Genomic DNA, 25,326 nt, shown 5'->3' on the forward strand with positions numbered 1-25,326 from the left:
CATAAGGCGCTTGGGGCGGTGGCGGACCGAAGGTTTGTCATGCAAAGTTCATGTGCTTGCGCTAAGGGGGCTTCGAGGTGTTCGGCGGGGGGGCTTGCAGTGCTCTGGAGATCGAGCGCCGCCCGCGCGGCGCTTCGCCGGCAAAGCCGGCTCCTACCGTTTGTTTCGGGCCAGTTATGCCTGTGAAGGTACCGGGGACCGCCTTGTTGGCACGACGCAGTTTCAGCATGGGCGCTGCCGCCGCTGCGCATGAAGGGAGACAGGCGCCAAAGCGGGCACCACCTCTGGCACAGGCATGACTGGCCCGAAACAGATGTAGGAGCCGGCCTTGCCGGCGAAGCGCCGCGCGGGCGGCGCTCGATCTCCAGGGCGCTGCAAGCCCCCCGCCGAACACCTCGCAAGGCCAACACAAAAACCGGCAGTGCCCTACAGGCCACTGCCGGTTCAAGACCAACGGGCGGTTTCAGCTACCCGTCTTACAGGCGGCCAATCCCGTTGCACACCGCGCTGTTGTTGATGTCCAGGCCATCACCATAGGTGTTGTCCAGGAACACCTTCTTGATCTCGGCGGCGTAGGTGGCCGGCAGATTGACGAAGGTGTGGGCGGTGATCAGGGTCGACTTGCTGCCGCTGTACAGGTCGTTCAGGAAACCGCGTACGGCGGTGGCGTCGGCGGCGTCCTTGTAGCACTGACCCACCAGCAGGTTGGTGTAACCCACGATCGGGTAGCCGGAGGTCGGCACCGGACGGTCACCCGCGGCGGAGCCGAAGGTTGGCACCCACTTGCTCGGCTGGGCACGGTCGGCAAACGTCGCCGGGGCCACGGCGGTGCCGAGTGCGGTCTGGGCGTTGACGGCGGTCGGCAGCGGCGCGGTGCCAGCGGCTACCGGGTTCTTGCTGACGCGGGCGACCACGGCGTTGTTGCCTGGGTTGACGTAGTCAGGGCTGATGTAGCCGATGCTGCCATCGGTGGCGTTGACCTGGGTCATGACGTCGCCGCTGCCGGCGACACCTTTCCAGGTGGCAGGCACGGCAGTGAGCTTGGCGCTGGAGAAGGTGCTGCCGACCTTGAACTGAGTCGGGCAGGAATCGTTCAGGAAGCGGGTCAGCAACTCGGTGGTGCCGCTGCTGCCGGAACGATAGACGATGGTGATCGGGGTGTTGTCGGCGGTGTTGAGCAACTGGCCCCAGGTGGTGGCCGAACCCGAGAACGCGGCGCACAGCTGGGCACCGCTCAGCTGCAGGGTGGTGTTGCCGGCTTTCTTGTAGGGAATGGTCACCGAAGTGCCCACCGACGGGATCTGGATCAGCTTGCCCCAGGCACCACCGCGCGCGGCGTCGGCGGTGTAGTCGTTGATCTCGGTGGCGCTGAGCACCGAGTCGCTGCCGGCGTATTCGACGTTGGCGCCGGCCTGGTTGACCGCACCGCCGTTGTTGAACAGGAAAGCGGTCTTGCCGCCGCCGCTGCCAACGCCGACGTAGGTGAAACCGGCGGGGAGGATGCCGGCCAGGGCGCCTTTGCCGTTGTACAGCGGCTCAGGCAAGGTGGCACCGCCACCGACAACGGCGGCCATGGATTGGGCCGAAGCCAGGGTAGCAGCCACCAGGGAGGCGGCGATCACAGTACGCTTAAACATGAAGCAATCTCCTATCGTCGTGTTCATACGTTGAGTGGGTCGCGCATTGCATGGCCACAGGCCGCATACCCCGATCCAGAGGGGCTAAAGGCCTGTCCACGGGGCCAACATTCGCAGCTTGTGGTGACAGGGAAAGGAAAAAACATCGGGAGTTGCGCGAGGTTTTCCTCGGGTCCATGACACGGGTCGCCGGCTGTTTTCAAGGGTGTTTCAGGCAAGCGCAGGCACGCCGGGCGTGTCGCCTCCAGAGGATCGCCTCGAGAGACTCGGGAGGTCGGCAAGTCCACAGCGCGAAGCGAAATTCGTTTACCATCGCCACCTTGTGCAAACCGGTGGTCCGGCACCGAACGAAGTGGCGAAAGGAACCTTGAAGATGCAGCGAATGATCCAGTTCGTGGCGGTGGTCGTGGCATGCACGCTCATCGGCGTGGCATGCGAGCACTACGGCGTGAACCAGTACCTGAAATGGCTGTTGATGAGCCTGCCGGCGATTGTCTGGGTACGCCTGCGCAACCCGGCGAAGCGCTGACCCATGCCGCGCCTGTTGAAGCTGCTGTTCCCCGTGCTGGTGCTCGCCGCCCTTGCTGCCTGCGACCAGAAACCTTCCCGCGAGGAAAAGATCCTCGCCAACCTGCCGCTTCAGGAAGCCTACGACCACAACATCGAGCGCATGGCCCAACTGCTGTCGATGACCCACGCCCAACTGCCTGAAAGCACGATCAAGGAAGTCCTGCGCAAGCACCTGACCGTCGAGGATCAACGCCAGGACCTGTTCAAGCTCTACAGCGAGGCGCATTTCAGCGATACCGAGTTCGACCGCATCGTCGAAGTGACCCGCGACCCGGCCAAGGCCAAGGCGCTGGCCGAGACCGACGAAGGCAAGCGCCTGAGCGACAAGCTGACCGGTTTCATGCGCGAAAGCGCCAGCGACCCCAAGGTGCAGGCGATCGCCGAGGAACGCATGCAGCAGGTGGAGGACGAACTGAAATCCCTGGAGCAGGCACCTTGACCCCACCCAGGCCTTGAAGCGGCACATCCGCCTTTTCCTGCATCGCGTGGCCGCTGATTCCCATGGCCGAATATCACCATTACGCGTAAGGTTGATCACCTTTTGCGCCCGCCAGTGAGACCAGGATTGCCACACGCCAAGCACGGACTGCGCCTGGACCTGCGCACGCTCATCTTCGTTCTCTGCGCCCTCACCGCCTTGGTGATGCTGTTGACCAGCTATTTCGCCAGTTTTCAGGTGCAGCGCCAGTTGCTGATCGACCACTCGCTGGAAGCCAACCGTGTGTATGCCGCCAAGCTGGCGGCGATCACCGAGACTTTCCTGGGCAACGCCCTGCAACAGCTGGCCTTCAGCGCCGACGTGCAGGGTCGCCAACTGGCTGACAGCGCCGCCTTGCAAGCGGAGACCGATCGCGTGCTGCACCAGAGCAACGCCTTCAATTCCACGTTCCTGATCGATGCCCAGGGCACCCTGCGGGCGATCTCGCCGGCCCCGCTGCGCCACCTCGTCGGCACCCTGTCCACCTCGCCCGGCGCCCAGGAGGCGCTGCGCGAACGCCGCACGCTGGTGTCGACGGCCTTTCTGTCAGCCGCCAACAACCTGGTGGTGGTGCTGTCGCAACCGATCTACGATGCCAACGGCCAGTACCTGGGCTATGTTGGTGGCAGCCTCTACCTGCGCGAGCACAACATCCTCACCAGCCTGCTGGGCGAGCACTACTACCAGGATGGCTCCTACCTCTATGTGGTCGACCGCAACCGTCGCCTGCTGTATCACCCCGAGACAGGGCGCGTGGGCACGCAGGTGACCGGCAACACGCTGGTCGACCAGCTGGGCGAATTGCACGAAGGCACACGCCGGGTCGTCAACAGCCAGGGCGTGGAAATGCTCGTCGGCTTCGCCACGGTGCCCAGCACCGGCTGGGGCGTGGTGGCGCAGCAGCCACTGACGGCGACGGTCGCCCCGCTACGCCACCTGGTGCTCAGCGTGGTCGGTATTTCCGCGCCACTGGCGTTGCTCGGTTGCCTGCTGCTGTGGTGGCTGGCGCTGGTCATCGTGCGCCCGCTGTGGCAACTGGCCGCGGCGGCCCGCGGCCTGGACCGCGCCGGCACCGCCGAGCGCATTCACCGGGTGCGCGCCTGGTATTTCGAGGCCGCCGAGCTCAAGCGCGCCCTGCTGTTCGGCCTCAACCTGCTGCAGGAGCGCATCGGCCGGCTCAACCGCGATGCCCAGACCGATCCGCTGACCGGGCTGGTCAATCGCCGGGGGCTGGAGTTCGCCTTGTCGCTGCTGCAGGCCGAAGGGCGCGATTTTTCCGCCATCGTGCTCGATGTGGATCATTTCAAGCGGGTCAACGATGGCCATGGGCATGAAGTCGGCGACGCCGTGCTGCGCCGCCTGGCCGAATTGATGCGCGGGGCCTGTCGCGAAGGCGATGTGCTGTGCCGGACCGGGGGCGAGGAGTTCCTGATGCTGCTGCCGGGCGCCAGCCTGGAGGCGGCCGTGACCGTGGCTGAACGCCTGCGGCTGGCGGTGCAGAACACCGCCATCGCGCCGGTGGGCGGGATCACCGTTTCCCTCGGCGTCGCCCGCTGGCGAGCCGTGCCCGACAGCGAGCCGGGCGCTACCCTCAAAGAAGCCGACCGGGCGTTGTACCAGGCCAAGCGCGCGGGTCGCAACCGGGTTTGCAGCCTTCAGAACGAACGCTGAGCCGCTGTGGGGGTGGGCTCACCTGATCGGCGGCAGGTGACATGTAACAAGCCTTGTCTTAAAACTGTCATGTCATGGTCATAGGATTGACCTCGAACTGACATTTTCCTTCAAGGATGACCCACCATGCGCCGTGTCGTGTTCAACCAGAAAGGCGGAGTCGGCAAGTCCAGCATCGCCTGTAACCTCGCCGCCGCCAGTGCCGCCGAAGGCTACCGCACCTTGCTGGTGGACCTCGATCCACAGGCCAACGCCACCTGCTACCTGACCGGCCTCACGCTCGACGCCATCCCCGCCGGCATCGCCGATTTCTTCCGCCAGACCCTCGCCCCAGACCCCGCCACCGGCAAGAAGCACCGCGTGGCCATCACCGAAACCCGCTACGACAACCTGCACCTGGTCACCGCCAGCCCGGACCTGGCCGGCCTGCTGGGCAAGCTGGAAAGCAAGTTCAAGATCAACAAGCTGCGCAAGCTGCTGGTGACGTTGTCGGCGGACTACGAACGGATCTATATCGACACGCCGCCCGCGCTGAACTTCTACACCATCAGCGCCCTGGTGGCCGCCGAACGCCTGTTGATTCCCTACGACTGCGACAGTTTCTCGCGCCAGGCCCTGCACGCGGTGATGGCCGAGGTAGAAGCGCTGCGCCATGACCACGATGCCGCGCTCGAAGTCGAAGGTATCGTGGTCAACCAGTTCACCGCGCGCACCGCGCTGCACCAGGCCCTGGTGGATCAGTTGCGTGGCGAAGGGCTGCCGGTACTGCCGGTGTACCTGAGCAGTTCGATCAAGATGCGCGAGTCCCACGAAGCGGCGACGCCACTGGTGCACCTGGCGCCTCGGCACCGGCTGGCGCAGGAGTTCGTCGAATTGCTGGATGTGCTGGAGCGGGCGGCCTGAGAGCCTGCGATCGAGCGCCGCCCGCGCGGCGCATCGCGGATGACCGCAGGCGCGGCACGTTGCAATCGATGTAGGAGCGGATTCATCCGCGATGCGCCGCACAGGCGGCGCTCGATCTCATGGGCGCGGAAACCCTCCCGGCGAACACCTTGAAAAGGCCAGGATTCGTCAATCCAAAACTCGACGAAATCGCTTTTCGCGCCCAGTCTGCTGGGGTGACCAGCAACGACAGGAAGCCACCGAGCGAGCCCATGAACATCCTCTACGACGAGCGCATCGACGGGCCATTGCCCAGCGTGGACAAGGCCGCGCTGTTGGCCGCCCTGCGCGACGCCCTGCCCGACCTGGACATCCTCCACCGCGTCGAAGACCTCAAGCCCTACGAGTGCGACGGCCTCTCGGCCTACCGCACGGTACCGCTGCTGGTGGTACTGCCCGAACGCCTCGACCAGGTGCAGGCACTGTTGCGCCTATGCCACCAGCGCGGCGTGCCGGTGGTCGCACGCGGTGCCGGCACCGGCTTGTCCGGTGGCGCGCTGCCCCTGAGCCAGGGCATCCTGCTGGTGATGGCGCGCTTCAACCGCATTCTCGAAATCAACCCCCAGGGCCGCTTCGCCCGCCTCCAGCCGGGCGTGCGCAACCTGGCGATCACCCAGGCGGCGGCACCGTTCGGGTTGTACTACGCCCCCGACCCGTCCTCGCAGATCGCCTGCTCGATCGGCGGCAACGTCGCCGAGAACGCCGGTGGCGTGCATTGCCTGAAATACGGCCTGACCGTGCACAACCTGCTCAAGGTCGAGATCCTCACGGTCGAAGGCGAGCGCCTGGTGCTCGGCGGCGACACCCTGGACAGCCCGGGCTTCGACCTGCTGGCGCTGTTCACCGGTTCAGAAGGCCTGCTCGGAATCGTCACCGAAGTGACCGTCAAGCTGCTGCCCAGGCCACAGGTGGCGCGGGTGCTGCTGGCCAGTTTCGACGATGTCGGCCAGGCCGGCCGCGCGGTGGCCGAGATCATCGCCGCCGGGATCATCCCCGGCGGCCTGGAGATGATGGACAGCCTGGCGATCCGCGCCGCCGAGGACTTCATCCACGCCGGCTACCCGGTGGATGCCGCGGCGATCCTGCTGTGCGAGCTGGACGGCGTCGAGGCCGACGTGCAGGACGACTGTGCCCGGGTCGACGCCGTGCTGCGCGCCGCCGGCGCCCGCGAGGTGCGCCTGGCCTGCGATGAAGCCGAGCGCGTGCGCTTCTGGGCCGGGCGCAAGAACGCCTTCCCGGCGGTGGGCCGGATTTCGCCGGACTACTACTGCATGGACGGCACCATCCCGCGCCGCGAACTGGCAAGGGTGCTGCAAGGCATCGCCGCGCTCTCCCGCGAATATGGGTTGCGGGTGGCCAATGTGTTCCACGCCGGCGACGGCAACATGCACCCGCTGATCCTGTTCGACGCCAACCTGCCCGGCGAGCTCGAGCGGGCCGAAGCCCTTGGCGGGCGAATCCTCGAGCTGTGCGTGGCGGTGGGCGGCAGCATCACCGGCGAGCACGGTGTGGGCCGCGAGAAGATCAACCAGATGTGCGCGCAGTTCAACGCCGATGAAATCACCCTGTTCCAGGGGGTCAAGGCGGCCTTCGACCCCCATGGCCTGCTCAACCCCGGCAAGAACATCCCCACCCTGCACCGCTGCGCCGAGTTCGGCGCCCTGCACGTGCACCATGGGCATCTGCCCTTCCCTGACCTGGAGCGGTTCTGATGAGCATGGACCGCGACATCAGCCAGGACCTGCTGGCACAGGTCAACCAGGCGCTGAACCAGGGCAGCGCACTGCGCATCCAGGGGGGCAACAGCAAAGCCAGGCTCGGCCGCCCGGTCGACGGCGAGGTGATCGATACCCGCGGCCACCGTGGCATCGTCAGCTACGACCCGACCGAACTGGTGCTGACCGCCCGTGCCGGCACGCCGCTGCACGACATCGAGGCCACCTTGCAGGCGGCCGGGCAGATGCTGCCCAGCGAACCCCCGCACCTGGGGCCCCACGCCACCCTCGGCGGCATGGTTGCGGCAGGCTTGTCGGGGCCTCGCCGCCCTTGGGCCGGCGCGGTACGCGACCACGTGCTGGGCACGCGCCTGATCACGGGCCACGGCAAGCTGCTGCGTTTTGGCGGTGAGGTGATGAAGAACGTCGCAGGCTTCGATGTCTCACGCCTGATGGCCGGCAGTTTCGGCTGCCTCGGGCTGATCACCGAAGTGTCGCTGAAGGTACTGCCCCGCCCGCGCCAATGCCTCAGCCTGCGCCTGCAGTTGCCGCTGCGCCAGGCCCTGGCCGAACTGGCCGAATGGGGTCAACAACCCTTGCCGATCAGCGCCGCCTGCCATGACGGCGAGGCGCTCTACTTGCGCCTCGAAGGCGGTGAAGGGTCCGTGCGCTCGGCCCGCGAACGCCTGGGCGGCGATGAGGTGAACAATGGTTTCTGGCGCGACCTGCGCGAACAGCGCCTGGCGTTCTTCCAGGCTCCGGCGCCGCTCTGGCGGCTGTCGCTGCCCAACGCCACGCCCGAATTCGAGCTGCCCGGGCAGCAATTGCTCGACTGGGGAGGCGCCCAGCGCTGGCTGACGTCCGATGCGCCGGCGGCGGTCATTCGCGCGCAGGTAGCGCGGTTCGGTGGCCATGCCACCGCCTACGCCCCCGGTGACGACAGTGCCGCCCCGCTGCCCGCGGCATTGATGCGCTACCACCAGGCGCTGAAACGGCAACTCGACCCCCGGGGCATCTTCAACCCTGGGCGTCTGTACCCGGACCTGTGAGGCCACGCCATGCAAACCCACCTGAGCGATGCCGCCCGGCAACTGCCCCGTGGCGAAGAAGCCGAAAGCATCCTGCGCAGTTGCGTGCACTGCGGCTTCTGCACGGCCACCTGCCCCACCTACCAGTTGCTCGGCGACGAGCTCGATGGGCCGCGTGGGCGCATCTACCTGATCAAGCAGGTGCTCGAAGGCGAGCCGGTCACCGCCAGCACCCAGCTGCACCTGGACCGCTGCCTGAGTTGCCGCAACTGCGAGACGACCTGCCCATCCGGGGTGAAGTACCACGACCTGCTCGATATCGGCCGTGCCGTGGTCGACCGGCAGGTGCCACGCCCCCTCGGCCAGCGCCTGTTGCGTGGCGTGCTGCGCGCAGTGGTGCCTCGCCCGGCTGCGTTCAAGGCGCTGATGCGCGCCAGCCAGGCCTTGCGCCCGCTACTGCCAGCCGAGCTCGAGGCCAAACTGCCCGCCGTGATCGATGCGCCAAGGCAACGCCCACCCGTGCGCCACAGCCGCCGCGTGTTGCTGCTCGAAGGTTGCGTCCAGCAGGCCTTGTCACCCAGCACCAACGCTGCCGCCGCGCGCCTGCTCGACCGCTTGGGCATCAGTGTCGAGCCCGCCCGCGAGGCCGGTTGCTGCGGTGCGGTGGACTATCACCTGGATGCCCAGGCGCAGGGACTGCAACGCGCCCGGAACAATATCGACGCCTGGTGGCCCGCCATCGAGGCCGGCGCCGAAGCCATCGTGCAGACCGCCAGCGGCTGCGGCGCCTTTGTGCGCGACTACGGGCACCTGCTGGAGAATGATCCGCGCTATGCCGCCAAGGCGGCGCGGGTCAGTGCGCTGTCCCGCGACCTGGTGCAAGTGCTGCAGGCCGAGCCCCTGGAGCACCTTGGCCTGTGCGCCGAACAGCGCCTGGCCTTCCACTGCCCCTGCACCCTGCAGCACGCCCTCAAGCTGGGTGGCGCGGTGGAAAGCCTGCTGGCCCGCTTCGGCTTTCACCTCACCCCAGTGCCCGATAGCCACCTGTGCTGCGGTTCGGCGGGCACCTATTCGCTGACCCAGCCGGCCCTGGCGCGCCAACTGCGCGACAACCGCCTCGCTGCCCTGGAAAGCGGCAAGCCCGAAGTCATCGCCACTGCCAATATCGGCTGCCAGCTGCACCTGGACGGGGCCGGGCGCACGCCCGTGCGGCACTGGATCGAAATCGTCGAGGCCGCCCTCGACCCGGAGGCAACCCATGCGTAGCGCGCCCGCCTGCTCGTCGCCGCCCGCCACGAAACCCTGGCCCTGTAGGAGCGGCTTTAGCCGCGATGCAGACACCGCAGTGTGCGGCACCCGCTTCGCGGGTGATCGCGGCTGAAGCCGCTCCTACAGAGGTCGCGCCAAATCAACCGGCCATGAGGATGCGCACGCCCGCACCTGGCCACCAGCGTCGCGCCGAGCTGACGCCGATCAAAGCGTCGAGCACATGCCTGCTTGTAATTTAGGAAACTTCCTACTGCGATCACGGACGCTTCGTAATTGTCGCCCCCTATTGGCGACACCATCATCCGACCTGGAGACGCTACGGCCATCAGGTAGCCAGCCCTTTCCAGACGAGGCCAGACCATGCCCAGACACGACCAGCCCACCCGCGAACTGCGCCACACCCTACGCCAACTCATGGCCCACGAAGTCAGCAACCCCGACGACAACCCGCACCTGTCCGGCGTGCGCTTCTTCTGCGCCACCGATGAACACACCCGGCAACTGATCGAGCGCGTCGAACTGCTGGCCAGCGAGGCGTTCTTCGACCCCCATGGCCGCGCCATCCCGGCACGCATGCGCGACGCCGCGATCGATGGCGTGTGCATCCGGCAGAAGCGCAAGGCGCCCGCCGACGAAACGGTGATCCGCATCGCCCTGCCACAGAAGGGCTACATCACCGTCAGCGCCGCCAGGCTCTGATCACCGGCCCTCTTGCAGCTTGCGCCGTGAACCCCGAAGCTTGGACATCCCCGCGCTTCGGACCCACCCCCGATGGAACTGCATATCCGCCTCGAAGGCCGCAAAGGCCTTGCCGACCAGCTTTACCAGCAACTGCGTGCCAGCATCGACAGCGGCCACCTGGCCGCCGGCACGCAGCTGCCGCCCACGCGCCTGCTGGCCGAGCAACTGGGCGTCTCGCGCAAGACCGTGGCCGAAGCCTATTCACGGCTGACCTACGACAACCTGCTCAGCGGCGTGGTCGGCCGCGGCACCTTCATCACCCCGCGCCAGCCCATCCGCCCGAGCGACGCCGAAGCCGTGCCCCTGGCGGCCGCGGGCTCACTCGAGCGCTGGCGCCAGCGCGCCACGGTGCTGGGCCGCCGGGCACTGGAGGCGCCATCGCGCTACGACTTCGTCGGTGGCGCTCCGAGCAAGGCACAGTTCCCCTACGACCAGTGGCGCAGCTGCATGCAGTACGCCCTGCGCCGCAGCCAGCGCCACAGCGAACGCCACTTCACCTCCCAGGGGCTGCCCGAACTGCGCGAGGCCATCGCCCACCACATCGCCTTCGCCCGCGGCGTGCATTGCAGCGCCGCCGACGTGATGGTGTGCAATGGCGCCCAGCAGGCCCTGGACCTGATCGCCCGGGTGCTGGTCGAGCCCGGTTGCAAGGTGGCGATGGAGGACCCCGGCTACCCGCCCGCACGCCAGCTGTTCCTGGCCCTGGGCGCCCGCCTGCAGTCGGTGCCGGTGGATGATGAAGGCCTGTGTGTCGAGCAGATCGAGGACGGCACGCAACTGATCTACGTCACCCCATCGCACCAGTTCCCGCTGGGCATGCCCATGGGCGAGCGGCGACGCCAGGCTTTGCTGACCCGGGCCGCCGAACTGGGCGCGCTGATCATCGAGGACGACTACGACTGCGAGTTCCGCTACCAGGGCCCGGCCGCCGAAGCGTTGCAACGCCTGGACCGGCACGGCCTGGTGGCCTATGTCGGCACCTTCTCCAAGACCCTGCTGCCCGAGCTGCGCCTGGGCTATGCCGTGCTGCCGCCCGCCGTGCTGCAGGCCGCCTGCGTGGCCAAGCACCTGACCGACTGGCACAGCCCGAGCCTGCAGCAGTGGGCCCTGGCCCGGTTCATCGGCGAGGGCCACCTGAACAAGCACATCCGCCGCTGCCATGAAATCTACAGTGCCCGCCGCGAGCGCATTCTCGCCCGCCTGGGCGACGACCTGGCGCCGTGGTTCAGCGCCGTGCCGGCCAGCGCCGGCTTTCACTTGAGCGCCCTGGCCAGCCCCGGTGTCGACGTCGAGCTGCTGGTCAACCTGGCGCGCAAGGTGGAGGTGGGGATCTACTCGCTGGCGCCGTTCTTCAGCGAGGCCCCGGTGCGTCCGGGGCTGCTGCTGGGTTTCGGCGCCATCGAGCTGCTGGATATCGACCCGGCGCTGGACCGGGTGCGCGACACCTTGCAGCGCCTCAGTTGACCGCTGTCACCCTGCCCGCCCCGTCAACACCAGCGATGGCCCTGGCATAACCTCGCGGAGCAAAGCACGCGGTCACCAGCAACATGGCCAGCACGGTGCAGGTGAGCAGGGTCCAGGACGCCTGGAAGTCGCCACTGACCTCCCGCAGCCAGCCGGTGATATACGGCACGATGCCGGTGATGATGAAGCCCACCCCTTGCACGAACGCCGCCAGGCTGCCGGCCTCGGCCGGGGTGCGCAGGTGCTCCAGGGTCAGCGTGAGGCTGAGGCTGAAGCACGCCCCCAGACCCAGGCCGATCATCGCCACCCACAGGCCCATGGCGCTGGCGGGGGCCAGCAACAGCCCCAGGAAGCCACACAACTGGATAGCCAGTGCCAGCCAAAGCCCCGGCCGGCGATCGGCCAGGCGGCGCAGCAGCAAAGGCAAGCCGAGCGCGCCGGCGACCTGAAAAATGGTCATCAACCCCACCAGCTCACCGCCGCCCTGGGCCGTGCCGCCATGCTCCAGGTGATAGGCCGGCAACCAGGCCACCATGCTGGTGTAACCACCGTTGATCAGGCCGAAGTACAGTGCCAGCAGCCAGGCGCGACGGTTGCCGAACCAGTGCCCACCACCGCCCCCGGCCAGCGCGGGAGCCTCCTGGCGGGGGCGCAGCGCGATCCAGGCCAGCAGCGCCAGCACGGCGGGCACTGCCCAGACGCCCAGGCCTGCCTGCCAGTGCCCGAAATGCGCGCTGATCCCTGGGCCAAGCACCGCCGCCAGGCCGCCACCGCTCATCAACGCCGCCGAATACAGGCCCATGGTCGCTGCCAGGCGGGTGGGGAACCAGCGATTCACCAGGCCCGGCATCATGCCCTGTACCACCGCCACGCCCAGGCCGGCGACCACGGCGCTGGCGATCAGCGCCCAGGCGCTGTCCAGTTGCAGTCGCCACAGGCAGGCGACGGCGATGGCCGCGAGGCCCGCGAGCATGCCACCGTGTTCGCTCAGCCAACGGCGCAACCAGGGTTGCAGCAGAGGCACCAGGCCCATGCACAGCACCGGCAGCGCGGTCAGCAGGGCCGCCTGCTGGTAGCCCAGGCCCGTGCCCTGGCGCATGGGTTCGAGCAACGGGCCGATGCTGGTGAGGATCGGCCGCAGGTTCAGCGCCAGCAGCATGACCAGCATCAGGTTCAGTGCCGCCCTCATACCTGGCCAGCCTGTTTCCATTCAAGGTACAGGCCAGCTTCGCCTGCCGGTTTGAGTGGCCGCAGCGGCAAGCTCTGCTGCTGTGGCGGGCGCGCCATCTGCGCGTAGATCGCGGCGGTGGACAGCCCGTAGGGCTCGCCCTCCTCGTTGTCGTAGGCGAACCAGGCGCGCTCGATGCCGCACAGGTGCATCGCCGCCAGGCACATCGGGCACGGGTGGCCGCTGGCGTAGATTTCAGCGCCGTCCAGGCGCGCGCGCCCCAGAACCTGGGACGCCTGGCGGATGGCCTGCATCTCGGCGTGGCTGGTCGGGTCCTGGGTGCTGTGAATCTGGTTGACGGCGCGGGCGATCACCTGGCCTTGATGCACCAGCACGGCGCCGAAGGGGCGGCCGCCGGCCTGGATATTGGCACGGGCCAGTTCGAGGGCCTCGCGCATGTAGGTTTCTGCGGACATGAAGCGGTTCTCCGGTAAAGACCCGGGCATTATCCCGGCAGCGGCGCGCGGGCTGAAATGAAGAGATTGGATGCACGTCAGTGGCCACCTGAATGTGCGGATTGGCCTCCTGGCAAAGCGCGGGATTGGCTATTCGGCGGTGCCAGCGGTGGCGCTAAGGTAGCGCCATCCCCACCCACTTGGAGAAACACCATGCACGACCGTATCGAATGGGCCAAGCACGCCCCCGAAGCCTACAAAGCCATGGTCGGCCTCGAGCAGGCGCTGATCAACTCGGGCCTGGAACACTCGCTGCTTGAGTTGGTGCGCCTGCGCGCCTCACAGATCAACGGCTGCGCCTACTGCGTCAACCTGCATGCCAACGATGCGCGCAAGGCCGGTGAAACCGAAGCCCGCCTGCAAACCCTGAGCGTGTGGCGGGAAACCCGTTACTTCACCCCGCGCGAGCGTGCCGCGCTGGCCTGGCTGGAAAGCCTGACCCGCCTGCCCGAGCGCGGCGCGCCGCAGCCTGAGTACGAGGCATTGCTGGAGCATTTCGAGCCCAGGGAGGTTGCCAACCTGACCCTGGCCATCGCCACGATCAATGCCTGGAACCGCTTTGGCGTGGGCTTTGCGATGGTGCCGGCCTGATACACAGATCCAGGTAGGAGCCGGCGTTGCCGGCGAACACCGGCAACGCCGGTGCCAGCCACCGCGGTGCCTGGTTCGCCGGCAAAGCCGGCTCCTACAGGAACGGGTCAGGTCGGTTTGAGCTTCGCCCGGTAGCTGCCCGGGCTTTGCCCGGTCCACTTCTTGAACGCCCGGTGAAACGCGCTGGGTTCCTGGAACCCGGTCTGCTCGGCAATCTCGGCAATGCTCAGGCAGCCTTCGCGCAGCAGCTCGAAGGCCATGGCCCGGCGCACCTCGTCCTTGATCTGCTGGTACGAACGCCCCTCCCTTTCCAGCTGCCGACGAAAGCTGCTGGCGCTGAGCCGTTGCCGCTCGGCCATGGCGTCGAGCGTCGGCCATTGCCCGTAATGCCGGGCACGCAAGTGGCGATAGACCTCGGCGACCATGCCGTTCTGGTTGCGAAAGCGGATCACCAGCCCTTGCGGCGCGCTGCGCAAGAACGTCTTCAGGGCCGCCAGGTCCTGCATCACCGGCAGGCGCAGCCAGGCGCTGTCGAACTCGACCTCGGTGCGGCCACTGCCCAGGCGCAGGTCCGGCCCCCACAGCAAGGCATCGTCGTCCTGGGCCGGGCGCGCCAAGGCGAGCTCGGTGCGATCGATGGCGATGCGCCGCCCGGCCAGCCAGCACAACAGGCCCACCACCAGCACCAGGAAGGTCTCCTCGGCGTAGCTGCGCGTCAGTGTGTCGTCGATGCTCGCGTGCACGCTGATCACCGCGCGCGCCCCTCGCACCGTGAGCGTGCCTTGCAGGTCGCGCAGGAACAGGGCGAAATTGCCCAGGCACTGGCGCAGGGCTTTCTCCAGGTTCGGTTCCTGGATCAGCCCGCGGCAGATCAGGGCGAAGCTGCCCAGGGGCATGCCATGGCTGTCGAGGCGGAAGAACTCGTCGTGCAACTCATCGATCAGCGCCAGCCACAACTGGGCGAAGGCCTTGGCCGGCACCCGCGCCTGGGGCTGCGCCAGCACCGCCGGGTCGATGCCCACCGCGCGCAGGTGGGCGTCGCGCGCCTGCGGGCGGTCGCGCAGGGCGTGGACCATGGCATTGAGGAAGTACACCGCGACCGAATCGCTATCGCGCATGGCAGGCATCCGCTGTCTATGCTGAGTGGCAAAAAATGCCAGGTTGACTGAACAGATCCGGCATAGGCCGTCTGAAGGCCTTTGCCTAGACTCGATCCAACCCGGGGTTCTGGGCCGCCATTCTCGCAGAGCCGCCCCCACCCCGCCACGCCTTCGCATACGGAGCCAGCATGAGCAGCACAGAAATCTACGTCGTCAGCGCGGTACGTTCGGCCATCGGCAGCTTTGGCGGGTCGCTCAAGGACCTGCCCCTGGCCGACCTCGCCACCCAGGTGAGCCGCGCCGCCATCGAGCGCTCGGGCCTGACCGCCGAGCAGATCGGCCATGTGGTGATGGGCACCGTGATTCCCACCGAGCCCCGCGACGCCTACCTGGGCCGGGTCGCCTCGATGAATGCCGGGGTGCCCAAGGAAGTCCCGGCCTTCAACGTCAACCGCCTGTGCGGTTCGGGCCTGCAGGCCATCGTCTCGGCCGCCCAGGGCCTGCTGCTGGGCGACAGTGACATTGCCCTGGCCGCCGGCGCCGAGAACATGAGCCGCAGCCCGTACCTGCTGCCCCAGGCCCGCTGGGGCGCGCGCATGGGTGACCTGCAAGGCGTCGACTACCTGGTTGGCGTGCTGCAGGATCCGTTCGAGCACTTCCACATGGGCATCACCGCCGAAAACGTCGCCGCCGCCGAAGGCATCACCCGCGAGATGCAGGACGAAGTCGCGCTGACCAGCCAGCGCCGCGCCGCCCGCGCCATCGCCGAAGGCCGCTTCGCCGGGCAGATCGTGCCGATCGAGATCAAGACCCGCAAAGGTCCCGTGCAGTTCACCGTCGACGAGAACGTGCGCGGCGACGTCACCGCCGAGCAACTGGCCGGCATGAAGCCGGTGTTCAAGAAGGACGGCAGCGTCACCGCCGGCAACGCCAGCAGCATCAACGACGGCGCCGCCGGCCTGGTACTGGCCACTGGCGACGCCGTGCGCCGCCTGGGCCTCAAGCCCCTGGCGCGCCTGGTGGCCTATGCCCATGCGGGCGTGGAGCCTGAGCTGATGGGCCTGGGCCCGATCCCGGCCACGCAGAAGGTGCTGCAGAAAGCCGGCTTGAAGGTGTCCGACCTCGACGTGATCGAGTCGAACGAGGCCTTCGCCTCCCAGGCCTGCGCCGTGTCCCGCGCCTTGGGTTTCGACCCGGAGAAGGTCAACCCCAACGGCTCGGGCATTTCCCTGGGCCACCCGGTGGGCGCCACCGGCGCGATCATCGCCACCAAGGCGATCCATGAACTGCAGCGTGTCCAGGGCCGCTATGCCCTGGCCACCATGTGCATCGGTGGCGGCCAAGGCATCGCCATCGTCTTCGAACGCGTGTGACAGGAGCCAGCAACGTGAGCATTGAACAAATCGCCGTGATCGGCGCCGGGACCATGGGCAACGGCATCGCCCAGGTGTGCGCGCTGGCGGGCTACCAGGTGTTGCTGGTGGACGTTTCCGACGCCGCGCTGGAGCGTGGCGTGAGCACGCTCGGGAAGAACCTCGAGCGCCAGGTCGCCAAGGGTACCGTCGAGGCCGACAAGGCCGCGGCAGCCAAGGCGCGTATCCGCACCAGCACCGACTACGCCCAGCTCGCCGGTGCGCACCTGGTGATCGAGGCGGCCACCGAGAACCTGCCGCTCAAGCAGCGGATTCTCCAGCAGGTGGCAGCCAATGTCAGTGCCGAGTGCCTGATCGCCACCAACACCTCGTCACTGTCGGTCACCCAGCTGGCGGCGAGCATCGAGCACCCGGAGCGGTTCATCGGCGTGCACTTCTTCAACCCGGTCCCGATGATGGCGCTGGTGGAAATCATCCGTGGCCTGCAAACCAGTGATGCCACCTACGCGCAGGCGCTGCTGGTCACCGAAAAGCTCGGCAAGAGCCCGATCACCGCGGGCAACCGCCCGGGTTTCGTGGTCAACCGCATCCTGGTGCCGATGATCAACGAGGCGATCTTCGTGCGCCAGGAAGGCCTGGCCAGCGCCGAGGACATCGACACCGGCATGCGCCTGGGCTGCAACCAGCCGATCGGCCCGCTGGCCCTGGCCGACCTGGTTGGCCTGGACACCCTGCTGGCGATCATGGAGGCTTTCCACGAGGGCTTCAATGACAGCAAGTACCGCCCCGCCCCGCTGCTCAAGGAGATGGTTGCGGCCGGCTACCTGGGGCGCAAGAGCGGCCGCGGCTTCTTCACCTACTGAGGCGCGCACGCTATGCCCCCGGTCAATGCGGCGATGCGCTGCGCCAACTTTGAAGAGCGGCGTGACAAGGCGATGGCGTTGTTCGCCGAGAAGGGCTTCGGCCAGGTCAGCATGCGTGAGCTGGCGGCGCACGTCGGGTTGACCGCGGGGTCGCTGTACCACCACTTCCCGAGCAAGCAGGACCTGCTGTACGACCTGATCGAGGAGTTGTACGAGGAACTGCAGGCGACCCTCGACCAGGGACGGCGGGCGTTGGCGCGGGGCAAACCGGTGTTGGGCTGCCTGATCAGCGCGCACTGGCAGTTGCATGGGGAGCGGCCGTTGCAGTTTCGCCTGGCGGAGCGGGATTTCTGCTGTTTGAGCGAGGTGCAGCAGGCGCGGCTGGTCGGGCTGCGGGAGCGCTATGAAGCCGGGCTGCTGCGGTTGATTGCGCCACAGGCGCGGTTGGCCGGGGATGCGCTCGCGGCGACTGGGCATGTGCTGGCGACGTTGTTGAACCAGTTGCCTGGGATGTTGCGGGGGAAGGGGCTGGACGAGGTTGAGGGGGTTGGATTGATGGAGAGTCTGGTGGTGGGGGCTGTGGAGCGGACGTTGGGGTAGGCTTCGGCTTCGGCTTCTCGGCTTCTCGGCTTCTCGGCTTCTCGGCTTCTCGGCTTCTCGGCTTTCAGAGTTTGGGTTCCGGCTTTTGTAAGCATATCCATTGGCGATGGAGACGCTGATTCACCTTTCCGCCCTTACGGCGGCCTACTTTGGTCTTGGCCAAAGTAGGCAAAGCCGCTTGCTCCATCATACGGCCCCTGCGCTTCGCTCCGGGGTCCCCTCGCTCCGTTCTTGCTCCCGTGGGTACCGCGCTGAACGCCCCATCCTGGGGCGCAGCGCTCGACGGCCATCCATGGCCGTCGCCCCACTACGCAAGAACTCCGCTCGGCCTCCTGAAGTCGCAATGGGCGGCGCCTGAGCTACCGCGCATAAAGATCAAAAGCCGGGCGAGGCGCTGCGCGCTCGCAACAGCAAAGAGCAAAGAGCAAAGAGCAAAGAACGGAAGGTTTTATAGCTATGTAGTGCAGTGATGATTGTGGTGTTTGTGCCATTGGTTCGCCGGCAAAGCCGGCTCCTACAATGGAGCGGCGTGTACCGTCCGGTAGGAGCCGGCTTTGCCGGCGAATGTGTACTCAAGGCCACGAACAAGCAGCTAGCGACAGCTGCGCCAGCCCAGGCGCCGCCCGTAACTTCGCGACTTCAGGACGTATGATGGAGCGAGCGGCTTTTGGTTACTTTTGGCCAAGACCAAAAGTGACCCGCCGTAAGGGCGGAAAGGTGAATCAGCGTCTACATAGCAAACGGATATGCCCACAACCCAAAAAACCAACTAACCAACTAACCAACTAACCAACTAACCAACTAACCAACTAACCAACTAACCAACTAACCAACACCACAATTCACGAATCCACCCCCTACCGCAACAACCCCTGAATCTCCTCCCGCAACCTCTCCAGATCAAACGGCTTGGCCAGAATCGGCGCCCGCCGCGCAATCGGACTCCCCGATTCAACAATCTCCGCCGGATACCCACTGATGAAAATCACCTTCAGATCAGGCCTCAACCTCACCGCCGGCTCGGCAATCTCGACCCCCGATATCCCCCCAGGCAAACGAAAATCGGTCACGATCAAATCCAGGTGCGGCTTGCTCGCCAGAATCTCGAACGCCTGCTCGCCATCCTCGGCCACCAGCACGTGATACCCCTCGCCCGCCAGGTAATCCCGCAGGATCATGCGAATCGCCGGCTCATCCTCGACCACCAACACCACATCTTGCGCATCTTCACTCATGACAACGCCTTCGAATCCAGCACCATAGCCATCAGACCCCAACCCTACGCAGAGGTTGCCTGCGCCTGGTCACTTTGGCACTGCACCGTCGGCAGCGGCAGATACACACTGAACGTAGCCCCGTGCCCCTCCTCGCTATCGACCTGGATCCGCCCGCCATGGGCCAGCACGATCTGCTCGGAGATATACAGCCCCAGCCCCAATCCGCCAGTGGCCTGCTGCGCCGCCACCCGCTCGAACTGCTGGAAGATCCGCTGCTGGTGCTGCGCACTGATGCCAATGCCCGCATCCTGCACCTGCACACAGGCCATCGCGCCCTCTTCATACACCCGCACCCGCACCGGCTTGCGCTCGCCATAGCGCAGGGCATTGGACAGCAGGTTGGCCAGCACCTGTTCGATGCGGAACTCGTCCCACTCCCCCTGCAAAGCCTGGCACCGCTCCAGCTCGATATGCGTCTGCAGGGCCCCCGCCTGCGCGGCGAAGGTCTCGACCAGCCCCCGCACCAGTTGCCCGAGGTCGAAGGCCTTGGGCCGAATCGACAACTTGCCGGTGCGGATCCGCGACACGTCGAGCATGTCCTCCACCAAGCGGATCAGGCTGTTGATCTGCCGCTCGTCGCGCTCGACCATTGCCGCGAGCTTGTCCTCGCTGAACGCCCCCAGGTTGCCCCGGGAAAGGTGCATGCGCCGCAGCTGGGTTTCGAGAATCAAGCCATTGAGCGGTGTGCGCACTTCGTGGGAGACGATCGACATGAAGTCATCGCGCATGCGCACCGCCCGCTCCAGCTCGCCACGCGCCACCTGCAACTGCGCCAGCAACTGCGCCTGCTCCTCACGGCTGCGCTCCAGCGCCTGGAGCTGGCGGTCGAGGGCCTTGCGCTGGCGGAACAGGTCGACGAACACCGAAACCTTGCTCTTCACCGCCAGGGTGTCCAACGGCTTGTGCAGGAAATCCACCGCCCCGCTCTCGTACCCCTTGAAGGCGTAGTTCATCTCGCGCCCGGCGGCACTGACGAACACGATGGGGATGCTGCGGGTCTTTTCCATGCCGCGCATCAGCTCGGCCAGTTCGAAACCGTTCATGCCCGGCATCTGCACGTCGAGTATCGCCAGGGCGAATTCGTGCTCGAGCAGCAGCGACAATGCCTGCTCGGCAGACTGCGCCTGGTGCACCTCGCGGTCCGCGCCCTGGATCAGGGCATCGAGGGCCAGCAGGTTCTCCGGCAGGTCGTCGACGATCAGCAATTTCGCGGTGATATGGCTTAGCATGCGCTGGGTTCCAGGGTCGCGAGCAACTGCCCGATACCACTCAGGGAAAGAAGATGGTCTGGCTGCTGCAGGGCCAGGGCGGCCTCCGGCATCAGCGCGACCTGTGCGTCGCGGGGGTCCTGGACCACGGTCCGGCCACCGCTTTGTCTGATGCGTAGAAGCCCCCGGGCACCATCTTCGTTGGCCCCGGTGAGCAGCACGCCGAGCAGGTCCGGGCCGTAGGCGTCCGCCGCCGACTCGAACAGGTAGTCGATCGCCGGTCGCGAGAAATGCACCGGCTCCTCCTGGCTCAGCGACAGGGTGAAATCACGCTCCACCGACAGGTGATAGCCCGGCCCGGCCACATAGATGAAACCCGCCTCGATGCAGGCCTTGTCGACGGCTTCGCGCACCGGCCGGCGCAGGCGCCGCTGCAGCACCTCCGCCAACTGACTGTGACGGTCATCCGGCAGGTGCAGCACGCACAACACCGGGATGGCGAAGCTGTCCGGCAACGCGCCGAGCACGCTGAACAACGCCGTGACGCCGCCCGCCGAGGCGCCGATGACCACTGCACGCACGCCACTCATGACTTGCGATAGATCCGTTCAGGCCGCACCAGCGGCTCGAAGCGTTCGCCATAGGCGGAGAAGTCCACCGACTCCTTGCTGCCCAGCACCAGGAAACCACGATGGCACAGCGAGTCGTGGAACAGCCCGAGGGCGCGGTCCTGCAGGCCCTTGTTGAAATAGATCAGCACATTGCGGCACGACACCAGTTGCGTCTCGGAGAACACGCTGTCGGTGGCCAGGCTGTGGTCGGCGAAGGTCACGTTGTCGCGCAGGCTGCCGTCCATGATGGCGTTGCCGTAGGCGGCGGTGTAGTACTCGGAAAAGTCCCGGCGCCCGCCTGCCTTGCGGTAGTTCTGTGCGTACTCGTGCATGCTCTGCATCGAGTAGATGCCCTGCTTGGCACGCTCGAGCGAATGCGGGTTGATGTCGGTGGCATAGATGATCGTGCGCTCCAGCAGACCTTCCTCGCGCAGCAGGATGGCCATGGAGTACACCTCCTCGCCCGTGCTGCACCCGGCGATCCAGAGCTTCAGCGACGGCCAGGTGCGCAGCAGCGGCACCACCTCTTCACGCAGGGCGAGAAAGTGCCCGGGGTCGCGGAACATCTCGCTGACCGGGATCGTCAGGTACTGCAGCAGTTCCATGAACATGCCGGGGTCGTGCAGCACCCGTTCCTGCAGCGCCGACACCGTGCGGCAGTCGAACTGGCTGAGGGCATGGAGGATCCGGCGCTTGATCGAAGCGCCGGAATAATCGCGAAAATCGTAGCTGTACTTGAGGTAGATCGCCTCGATCAACAGCCGGATTTCGATATCGGTGTTGCGTTCACTGGTCAAGATTTCAGATTCGCTCCAATTGCGGCAGCCAGACCCGGATCAGCGAGAACAGGCGGTCCAGGTCGATCGGCTTGGCCAGGTAATCATTGGCGCCAGCCTGCAGACAACGCTGCTGGTCGTCCTTCATCGCCTTGGCGGTCACGGCGATGATCGGCAGCTTGCGCCAGCGCGGCTGCTGGCGGATCAGCCGGGTGGCCTCGTAGCCGTCCATCTCCGGCATCATCACGTCCATCAGCACCAGGTCGATGTCGTCGTTGGCCGCAAGGCACTCCAGCGCCTCGCGACCGTTGCGGCCGATCTCGACAATGGCGCCCTTATGCTCCAGGGCGCTGGTGAGGGCGAAGATATTGCGCACATCGTCGTCCACCAGCAGGATCTTGCGCCCCTCGAACACTTTGTCGCGGCTGCGCGCGGTCTTGAGCATGCGCTGGCGCTCGTTGGACAACTGCGACTCGACCTTGTGCAGGAACAGCGTGACCTCATCGAGCAGGCGCTCCGGCGAACGCGCGCCCTTGATGATGATCGAGCGCGAGTACTTGAGCAGGTCGGCCTCCTCCTCGCGGGTGAGGTTGCGCCCGGTGTAGACGATCACCGGTGGGAAGCTGCGGATATCTTCCGCTGTCATGCGCTTGAGCAGCTCGTTACCGAGCATGTCGGGCAGCTTGAGGTCGATGATCATGCAGTCGTAGATGTTCTCGCGCAGCAGCGCCAGGGCGTCCTGGGCCATGGCCACGGCAGTGATCTCGACATCGTCGTCGCCGATCAGGCGGGCAATGCTGTCGCGCTGCAGGTCATCGTCCTCCACCAGCAGGATGTGCTTGAGCTTCTGCGTCAGCTTCGCCTCCAGGCGAGCGAACACCGCCTTGAGCTCCTCGCGGCTGGTGGGTTTGACCGCGTAGCCCACCGCGCCCATGTGCATGGCCGCCTCGACGCGGTCTTCCACCGAAATGATGTGCACCGGGATATGCCGGGTGCTGGCCTGCTCCTTGAGACGCTGCAGCACCGTGAGCCCGGAGTGGTCGGGCAGGCGCATGTCCAGCAGGATCGCGTCGGGCATGTACTGGGCGGCCAGTTCGAAGCCTTCGTCGGCGGCCTGGGCCACCAGGCAGCTGTAGCCCAGCTCGTGGGCCAGGTCGTAGAGGATGCGGGCGAAGTTCGGCTCGTCCTCGATCACCAGGATGCAGCGATTGCCGAACGGCGCGCGTGCGCGGTCGTCGGCGAAGGCCGGGGCCGGCCGCTCGCTCCTGGCCGGGGCCGGGGCCTGGGGCGCCGGCGGCAGCGCATCGACTGTCGAGCGCAGGCTGTGGACCTCGTTGCTGTGCTCCACGCTCGGTTCGAAATGCACCGGCAGGATCAGGCTGAACACGCTGCCCTGCCCGGGGCTGCTGTCGACGCTGATCTGGCCGCCGAGCAAGTGCGCCAGGTCGCGGGAGATCGACAGGCCCAGGCCGGTGCCGCCGTACTTGCGGTTGCTGGTGCCATCGACCTGGTGGAAGGCACCGAAGATCGCCTGCTGCTGGTCGGCGGCGATGCCGATGCCGGTGTCGCGCACGGCGAAGACGATGCCCAGGCCCGCCTGGTGGCTGATGCCCAGGCTGACCTTGCCGCGCTCGGTGAACTTGATGGCGTTGGACAGCAGGTTCTTCAGTACCTGCTCCAGGCGCTGGCGGTCGGTGTGCACCGCCGGCGGCAGGGGTGCCTCCAGGCGCACCTCGAAGTCCAGGCCCTTGTCCTGGGCCAGGGGCTGGAACATGCCCTGCAGGCCTTCGGCCAGGCGTTCCAGCGAGGTGCTCTCGGGGCGCACCTCGAGCTTGCCGGCCTCGACCTTGGCGATATCGAGGATGTCGTTGATCAGGTTGAGCAGGTCGTTGCCGGCCGAATAGATCGACTCGGCGAACTTGACCTGGTCTTCACTGAGGTTGCCCTCGGCATTCTCGGACAGCAGCTTGGCCAGGATCAGCGAACTGTTGAGCGGCGTGCGCAACTCGTGGGACATGTTGGCGAGGAATTCGGACTTGTACTTGCTCGAACGCTGCAGGTCGTCGGCGCGTGCCTGAAGCTCGACCTGGGCCTGGTTCAGCTCGCTGTTCTTGCGGTCCAGGGCCTCGGTGCGCTCGGCCAGTTGCTCGTTGGTCTGCTCCAGTTCCGCCTGCTGGGTCTCCAGGTGAGCCTGGGATTCCTTGAGCACGCGGGACTGCTCTTCCAGTTCCTCGTTGGCGGTCTTGAGTTCTTCCTGCTGGACCTGCAGCTCTTCGTTGAGTTGCTGCGTTTCGGCCAGCACCTCCTGCAGGCGCTGGCGGTAACGGGCGCTTTCGATGGAGATGCCAAGGTTGCTGCCAATACGCTCCAGCAATTCCAGGTCGCGCTCCTGCAGCGGGCGCAGGAAGCCCAGCTCCAGCACGCCATTGATCTGTCCATCGTCGATGGCTGGCATCAGCACGCCGCTGCGCGGCAGGCCGCTACCCAGGCCGGAGCTCAATCGGTAGTAGTCTTCGGGCAGGTCGTCCAGGCGCAACAGGCGCCCCTGGCGCAGGGCCTGGGCCAGCAGGCCGGCGTGCTCGCCCAGCACCTGCTCGCGGGCTTGCTGATCGGCGTCCAGACCATAACAGGCCACCCGCACCAGCTTGCCGTGCTCGTCACGCACATACACGGCGCCGACCACGCTGCCGAGGTAGCTGGCGAAGAACCGCAGGATATTGTCGCCGAGCATCGGCAGGGTGAGTTGGCCAAGCACCTGTTCAGCCAGTTGGGTCTGGCCGGCACGCAGCCAGGCCTGGTGTTCCAGGCGCTCCGCCGCACGTTGCTGACCTTGCAGGTTTTCGACATAACTCGAGGACAGCGCCAGCAGGTCACGCCGCCCCAGATAGGCGAGCAAGGCGCTGAGTGCGACGATGAACAGCACGAACGCCGAAATGGCGGTCACCGTGACACTGCTGACTTTCTCGTTGCGCGCCATGCGCAGTTGCTGCTCGGTGCCGATGAAGGCATCGAACTCCTTGCGGATTTCGTCGGTAATACGTTTGCCACGGCCCCGGCCGATCAAGCCCTGATAGTCACCCTGGCCGCGGCGCAGGTTGATCATTTCGCTGCCGAAATTGTTCCATTCGCGTTGTAAAGCAGCAATGCGATCAATACGGTCGACCTGCTGGGGGTTGTCCGCCACCATCGCCTTCAAGCCTTCGAGGCTGCCGAAAATACGCGGTTTGGCCACCTCGTAGGGGTCGAGGAAGCGCTCCTCGCCCGACAACAGGTAGCCGCGCATGCCGGTTTCCATGTCGATCGACAGCTTGACCGTTTCGTTGGCGTTGCCGATCACCCGGTCGGTGTGCTCGACCCATTGCATGGCCGAGAGCAGGTAGTTGATCACCGCGACAAACGCCACGGCGCCCAGGAGCCCCACGCCCAGGGGCAGGCCGACATTGCGGCTCAACAACTTGCGAAAGCTGCGTTGGTCCATCGAGGCTGCTTGAATCATCTGAGTGTGCCCGAGCGAGAAAGTCCATTGAACAGTGTGGCGGCGACGTCATGTATGGCTTGCCCTGCGCTACACCGACCGGGTTGATACAGCGAGTCTAACCAGCTTTGGCGGATCTGGCAGGGCATTTAGCCAGTATTTGAAGGCGCTGCGCGCCAATCGTTCCATCTATTTACCCAGGTCGGTAAGCTTGGGAACTTCTGCCGTTGCCGTGGGCACAGAGTAGAAACAAT

22 protein-coding genes are annotated in these 25,326 nt (G+C 66.2%); 13 read left to right on the plus strand and 9 right to left on the minus strand.

The window, feature by feature from the left end:
- Positions 1-476: 476 nt before the first annotated feature.
- Positions 477-1,637, minus strand: a complete 1,161-nt coding sequence (locus P5705_RS10490; protein WP_277460771.1) for a substrate-binding domain-containing protein — start codon at positions 1,635-1,637, stop codon at positions 477-479.
- A 373-nt stretch (positions 1,638-2,010) separates the two neighbouring features.
- On the opposite strand from P5705_RS10490, the gene P5705_RS10495 reads away from it, so the two are divergent.
- From P5705_RS10495 to P5705_RS10535, 9 genes are all read left to right on the plus strand, one after another.
- Complete coding sequence (locus tag P5705_RS10495) at positions 2,011-2,166, plus strand: hypothetical protein (RefSeq protein WP_158020261.1); 156 nt, start codon at positions 2,011-2,013, stop codon at positions 2,164-2,166.
- Between the two features lie 3 nt (positions 2,167-2,169).
- Positions 2,170-2,646 (plus strand): hypothetical protein, encoded by a 477-nt coding sequence (locus P5705_RS10500; RefSeq protein WP_277460772.1) that lies wholly within the window; start codon positions 2,170-2,172, stop codon positions 2,644-2,646.
- A 126-nt stretch (positions 2,647-2,772) separates the two neighbouring features.
- Entirely contained in the window at positions 2,773-4,356 is a 1,584-nt protein-coding gene (locus P5705_RS10505; RefSeq protein ID WP_277460774.1) for a sensor domain-containing diguanylate cyclase, read from the plus strand.
- 126 nt (positions 4,357-4,482) lie between these two features.
- Entirely contained in the window at positions 4,483-5,259 is a 777-nt protein-coding gene (locus P5705_RS10510) for a ParA family protein (protein WP_277460776.1), read from the plus strand.
- 251 nt (positions 5,260-5,510) lie between these two features.
- A complete protein-coding gene (gene glcD, locus P5705_RS10515; protein WP_277460777.1) occupies positions 5,511-7,010 on the plus strand; it encodes a glycolate oxidase subunit GlcD in 1,500 nt (499 codons plus the stop codon).
- Complete coding sequence (gene glcE, locus P5705_RS10520) at positions 7,010-8,062, plus strand: glycolate oxidase subunit GlcE (RefSeq protein WP_277460778.1); 1,053 nt, start codon at positions 7,010-7,012, stop codon at positions 8,060-8,062. The genes glcD and glcE overlap by 1 nt, the downstream gene beginning before the upstream one ends.
- A 9-nt stretch (positions 8,063-8,071) precedes the next feature.
- Positions 8,072-9,307: a glycolate oxidase subunit GlcF gene (gene glcF / locus P5705_RS10525; protein WP_277460779.1), complete on the plus strand. Its 1,236-nt coding sequence runs from the start codon at positions 8,072-8,074 to the stop codon at positions 9,305-9,307.
- 363 nt (positions 9,308-9,670) lie between these two features.
- The gene (locus P5705_RS10530) at positions 9,671-10,009 is read left to right on the plus strand and encodes a hypothetical protein (protein WP_277460780.1); all 339 of its coding nucleotides are present in this window, start codon (positions 9,671-9,673) and stop codon (positions 10,007-10,009) included.
- Positions 10,010-10,081: 72 nt separating this feature from the next.
- The gene (locus P5705_RS10535) at positions 10,082-11,515 is read left to right on the plus strand and encodes a PLP-dependent aminotransferase family protein (RefSeq protein WP_277460781.1); all 1,434 of its coding nucleotides are present in this window, start codon (positions 10,082-10,084) and stop codon (positions 11,513-11,515) included.
- Here the strand turns inward: P5705_RS10535 and P5705_RS10540 are convergent.
- Positions 11,508-12,704: a CynX/NimT family MFS transporter gene (locus tag P5705_RS10540; protein WP_277460782.1), complete on the minus strand. Its 1,197-nt coding sequence runs from the start codon at positions 12,702-12,704 to the stop codon at positions 11,508-11,510. The two genes, P5705_RS10535 and P5705_RS10540, sit on opposite strands and share 8 nt — an antisense overlap.
- Complete coding sequence (locus tag P5705_RS10545; RefSeq protein WP_277460783.1) at positions 12,701-13,159, minus strand: nucleoside deaminase; 459 nt, start codon at positions 13,157-13,159, stop codon at positions 12,701-12,703. Before P5705_RS10545 ends, P5705_RS10540 begins: the two co-directional genes overlap by 4 nt.
- A gap of 192 nt (positions 13,160-13,351) precedes the next feature.
- Here P5705_RS10545 and P5705_RS10550 point away from each other — a divergent pair, with 192 nt between their 5' ends.
- Entirely contained in the window at positions 13,352-13,789 is a 438-nt protein-coding gene (locus P5705_RS10550) for a carboxymuconolactone decarboxylase family protein (protein ID WP_277460784.1), read from the plus strand.
- Positions 13,790-13,896: 107 nt separating this feature from the next.
- Here the strand turns inward: P5705_RS10550 and P5705_RS10555 are convergent, their stop codons facing one another.
- A complete protein-coding gene (locus tag P5705_RS10555; protein ID WP_277460785.1) occupies positions 13,897-14,907 on the minus strand; it encodes an AraC family transcriptional regulator in 1,011 nt (336 codons plus the stop codon).
- A gap of 170 nt (positions 14,908-15,077) precedes the next feature.
- Between P5705_RS10555 and P5705_RS10560 the strand changes: the two genes are divergently transcribed.
- Genes P5705_RS10560 through P5705_RS10570 form a run of 3 tightly spaced genes read left to right on the plus strand, consistent with a single transcriptional unit; the run spans position 15,078 to position 17,725 of the window.
- Positions 15,078-16,262 (plus strand): acetyl-CoA C-acyltransferase family protein, encoded by a 1,185-nt coding sequence (locus tag P5705_RS10560; protein WP_277460786.1) that lies wholly within the window; start codon positions 15,078-15,080, stop codon positions 16,260-16,262.
- 14 nt (positions 16,263-16,276) lie between these two features.
- Positions 16,277-17,125: a 3-hydroxybutyryl-CoA dehydrogenase gene (locus tag P5705_RS10565; protein ID WP_277460787.1), complete on the plus strand. Its 849-nt coding sequence runs from the start codon at positions 16,277-16,279 to the stop codon at positions 17,123-17,125.
- 12 nt (positions 17,126-17,137) lie between these two features.
- Entirely contained in the window at positions 17,138-17,725 is a 588-nt protein-coding gene (locus tag P5705_RS10570) for a TetR/AcrR family transcriptional regulator (protein ID WP_277460788.1), read from the plus strand.
- Between the two features lie 857 nt (positions 17,726-18,582).
- On the opposite strand, the gene P5705_RS10575 is transcribed toward P5705_RS10570, so the two are convergent.
- From P5705_RS10575 to P5705_RS10595, 5 genes are read right to left on the minus strand one after another with little or no spacing between them, the layout of a single operon-like run.
- Complete coding sequence (locus P5705_RS10575) at positions 18,583-18,960, minus strand: response regulator (RefSeq protein WP_277460789.1); 378 nt, start codon at positions 18,958-18,960, stop codon at positions 18,583-18,585.
- Between the two features lie 44 nt (positions 18,961-19,004).
- Positions 19,005-20,231 (minus strand): hybrid sensor histidine kinase/response regulator, encoded by a 1,227-nt coding sequence (locus tag P5705_RS10580; RefSeq protein ID WP_277460790.1) that lies wholly within the window; start codon positions 20,229-20,231, stop codon positions 19,005-19,007.
- Positions 20,225-20,800 (minus strand): chemotaxis protein CheB, encoded by a 576-nt coding sequence (locus tag P5705_RS10585; protein WP_277460791.1) that lies wholly within the window; start codon positions 20,798-20,800, stop codon positions 20,225-20,227. Before P5705_RS10585 ends, P5705_RS10580 begins: the two co-directional genes overlap by 7 nt.
- Entirely contained in the window at positions 20,797-21,618 is an 822-nt protein-coding gene (locus P5705_RS10590) for a CheR family methyltransferase (protein ID WP_277460792.1), read from the minus strand. The genes P5705_RS10585 and P5705_RS10590 overlap by 4 nt, the downstream gene beginning before the upstream one ends.
- Positions 21,619-21,622: 4 nt before the next feature.
- Positions 21,623-25,093, minus strand: coding sequence for a response regulator (locus P5705_RS10595; protein WP_277460793.1), 3,471 nt, complete (start codon positions 25,091-25,093; stop codon positions 21,623-21,625).
- Between the last annotated feature and the right edge of the window lie 233 nt (positions 25,094-25,326).

The organism is Pseudomonas entomophila, assembly GCF_029478665.1.
Lineage (GTDB): Bacteria > Pseudomonadota > Gammaproteobacteria > Pseudomonadales > Pseudomonadaceae > Aquipseudomonas > Aquipseudomonas entomophila_F.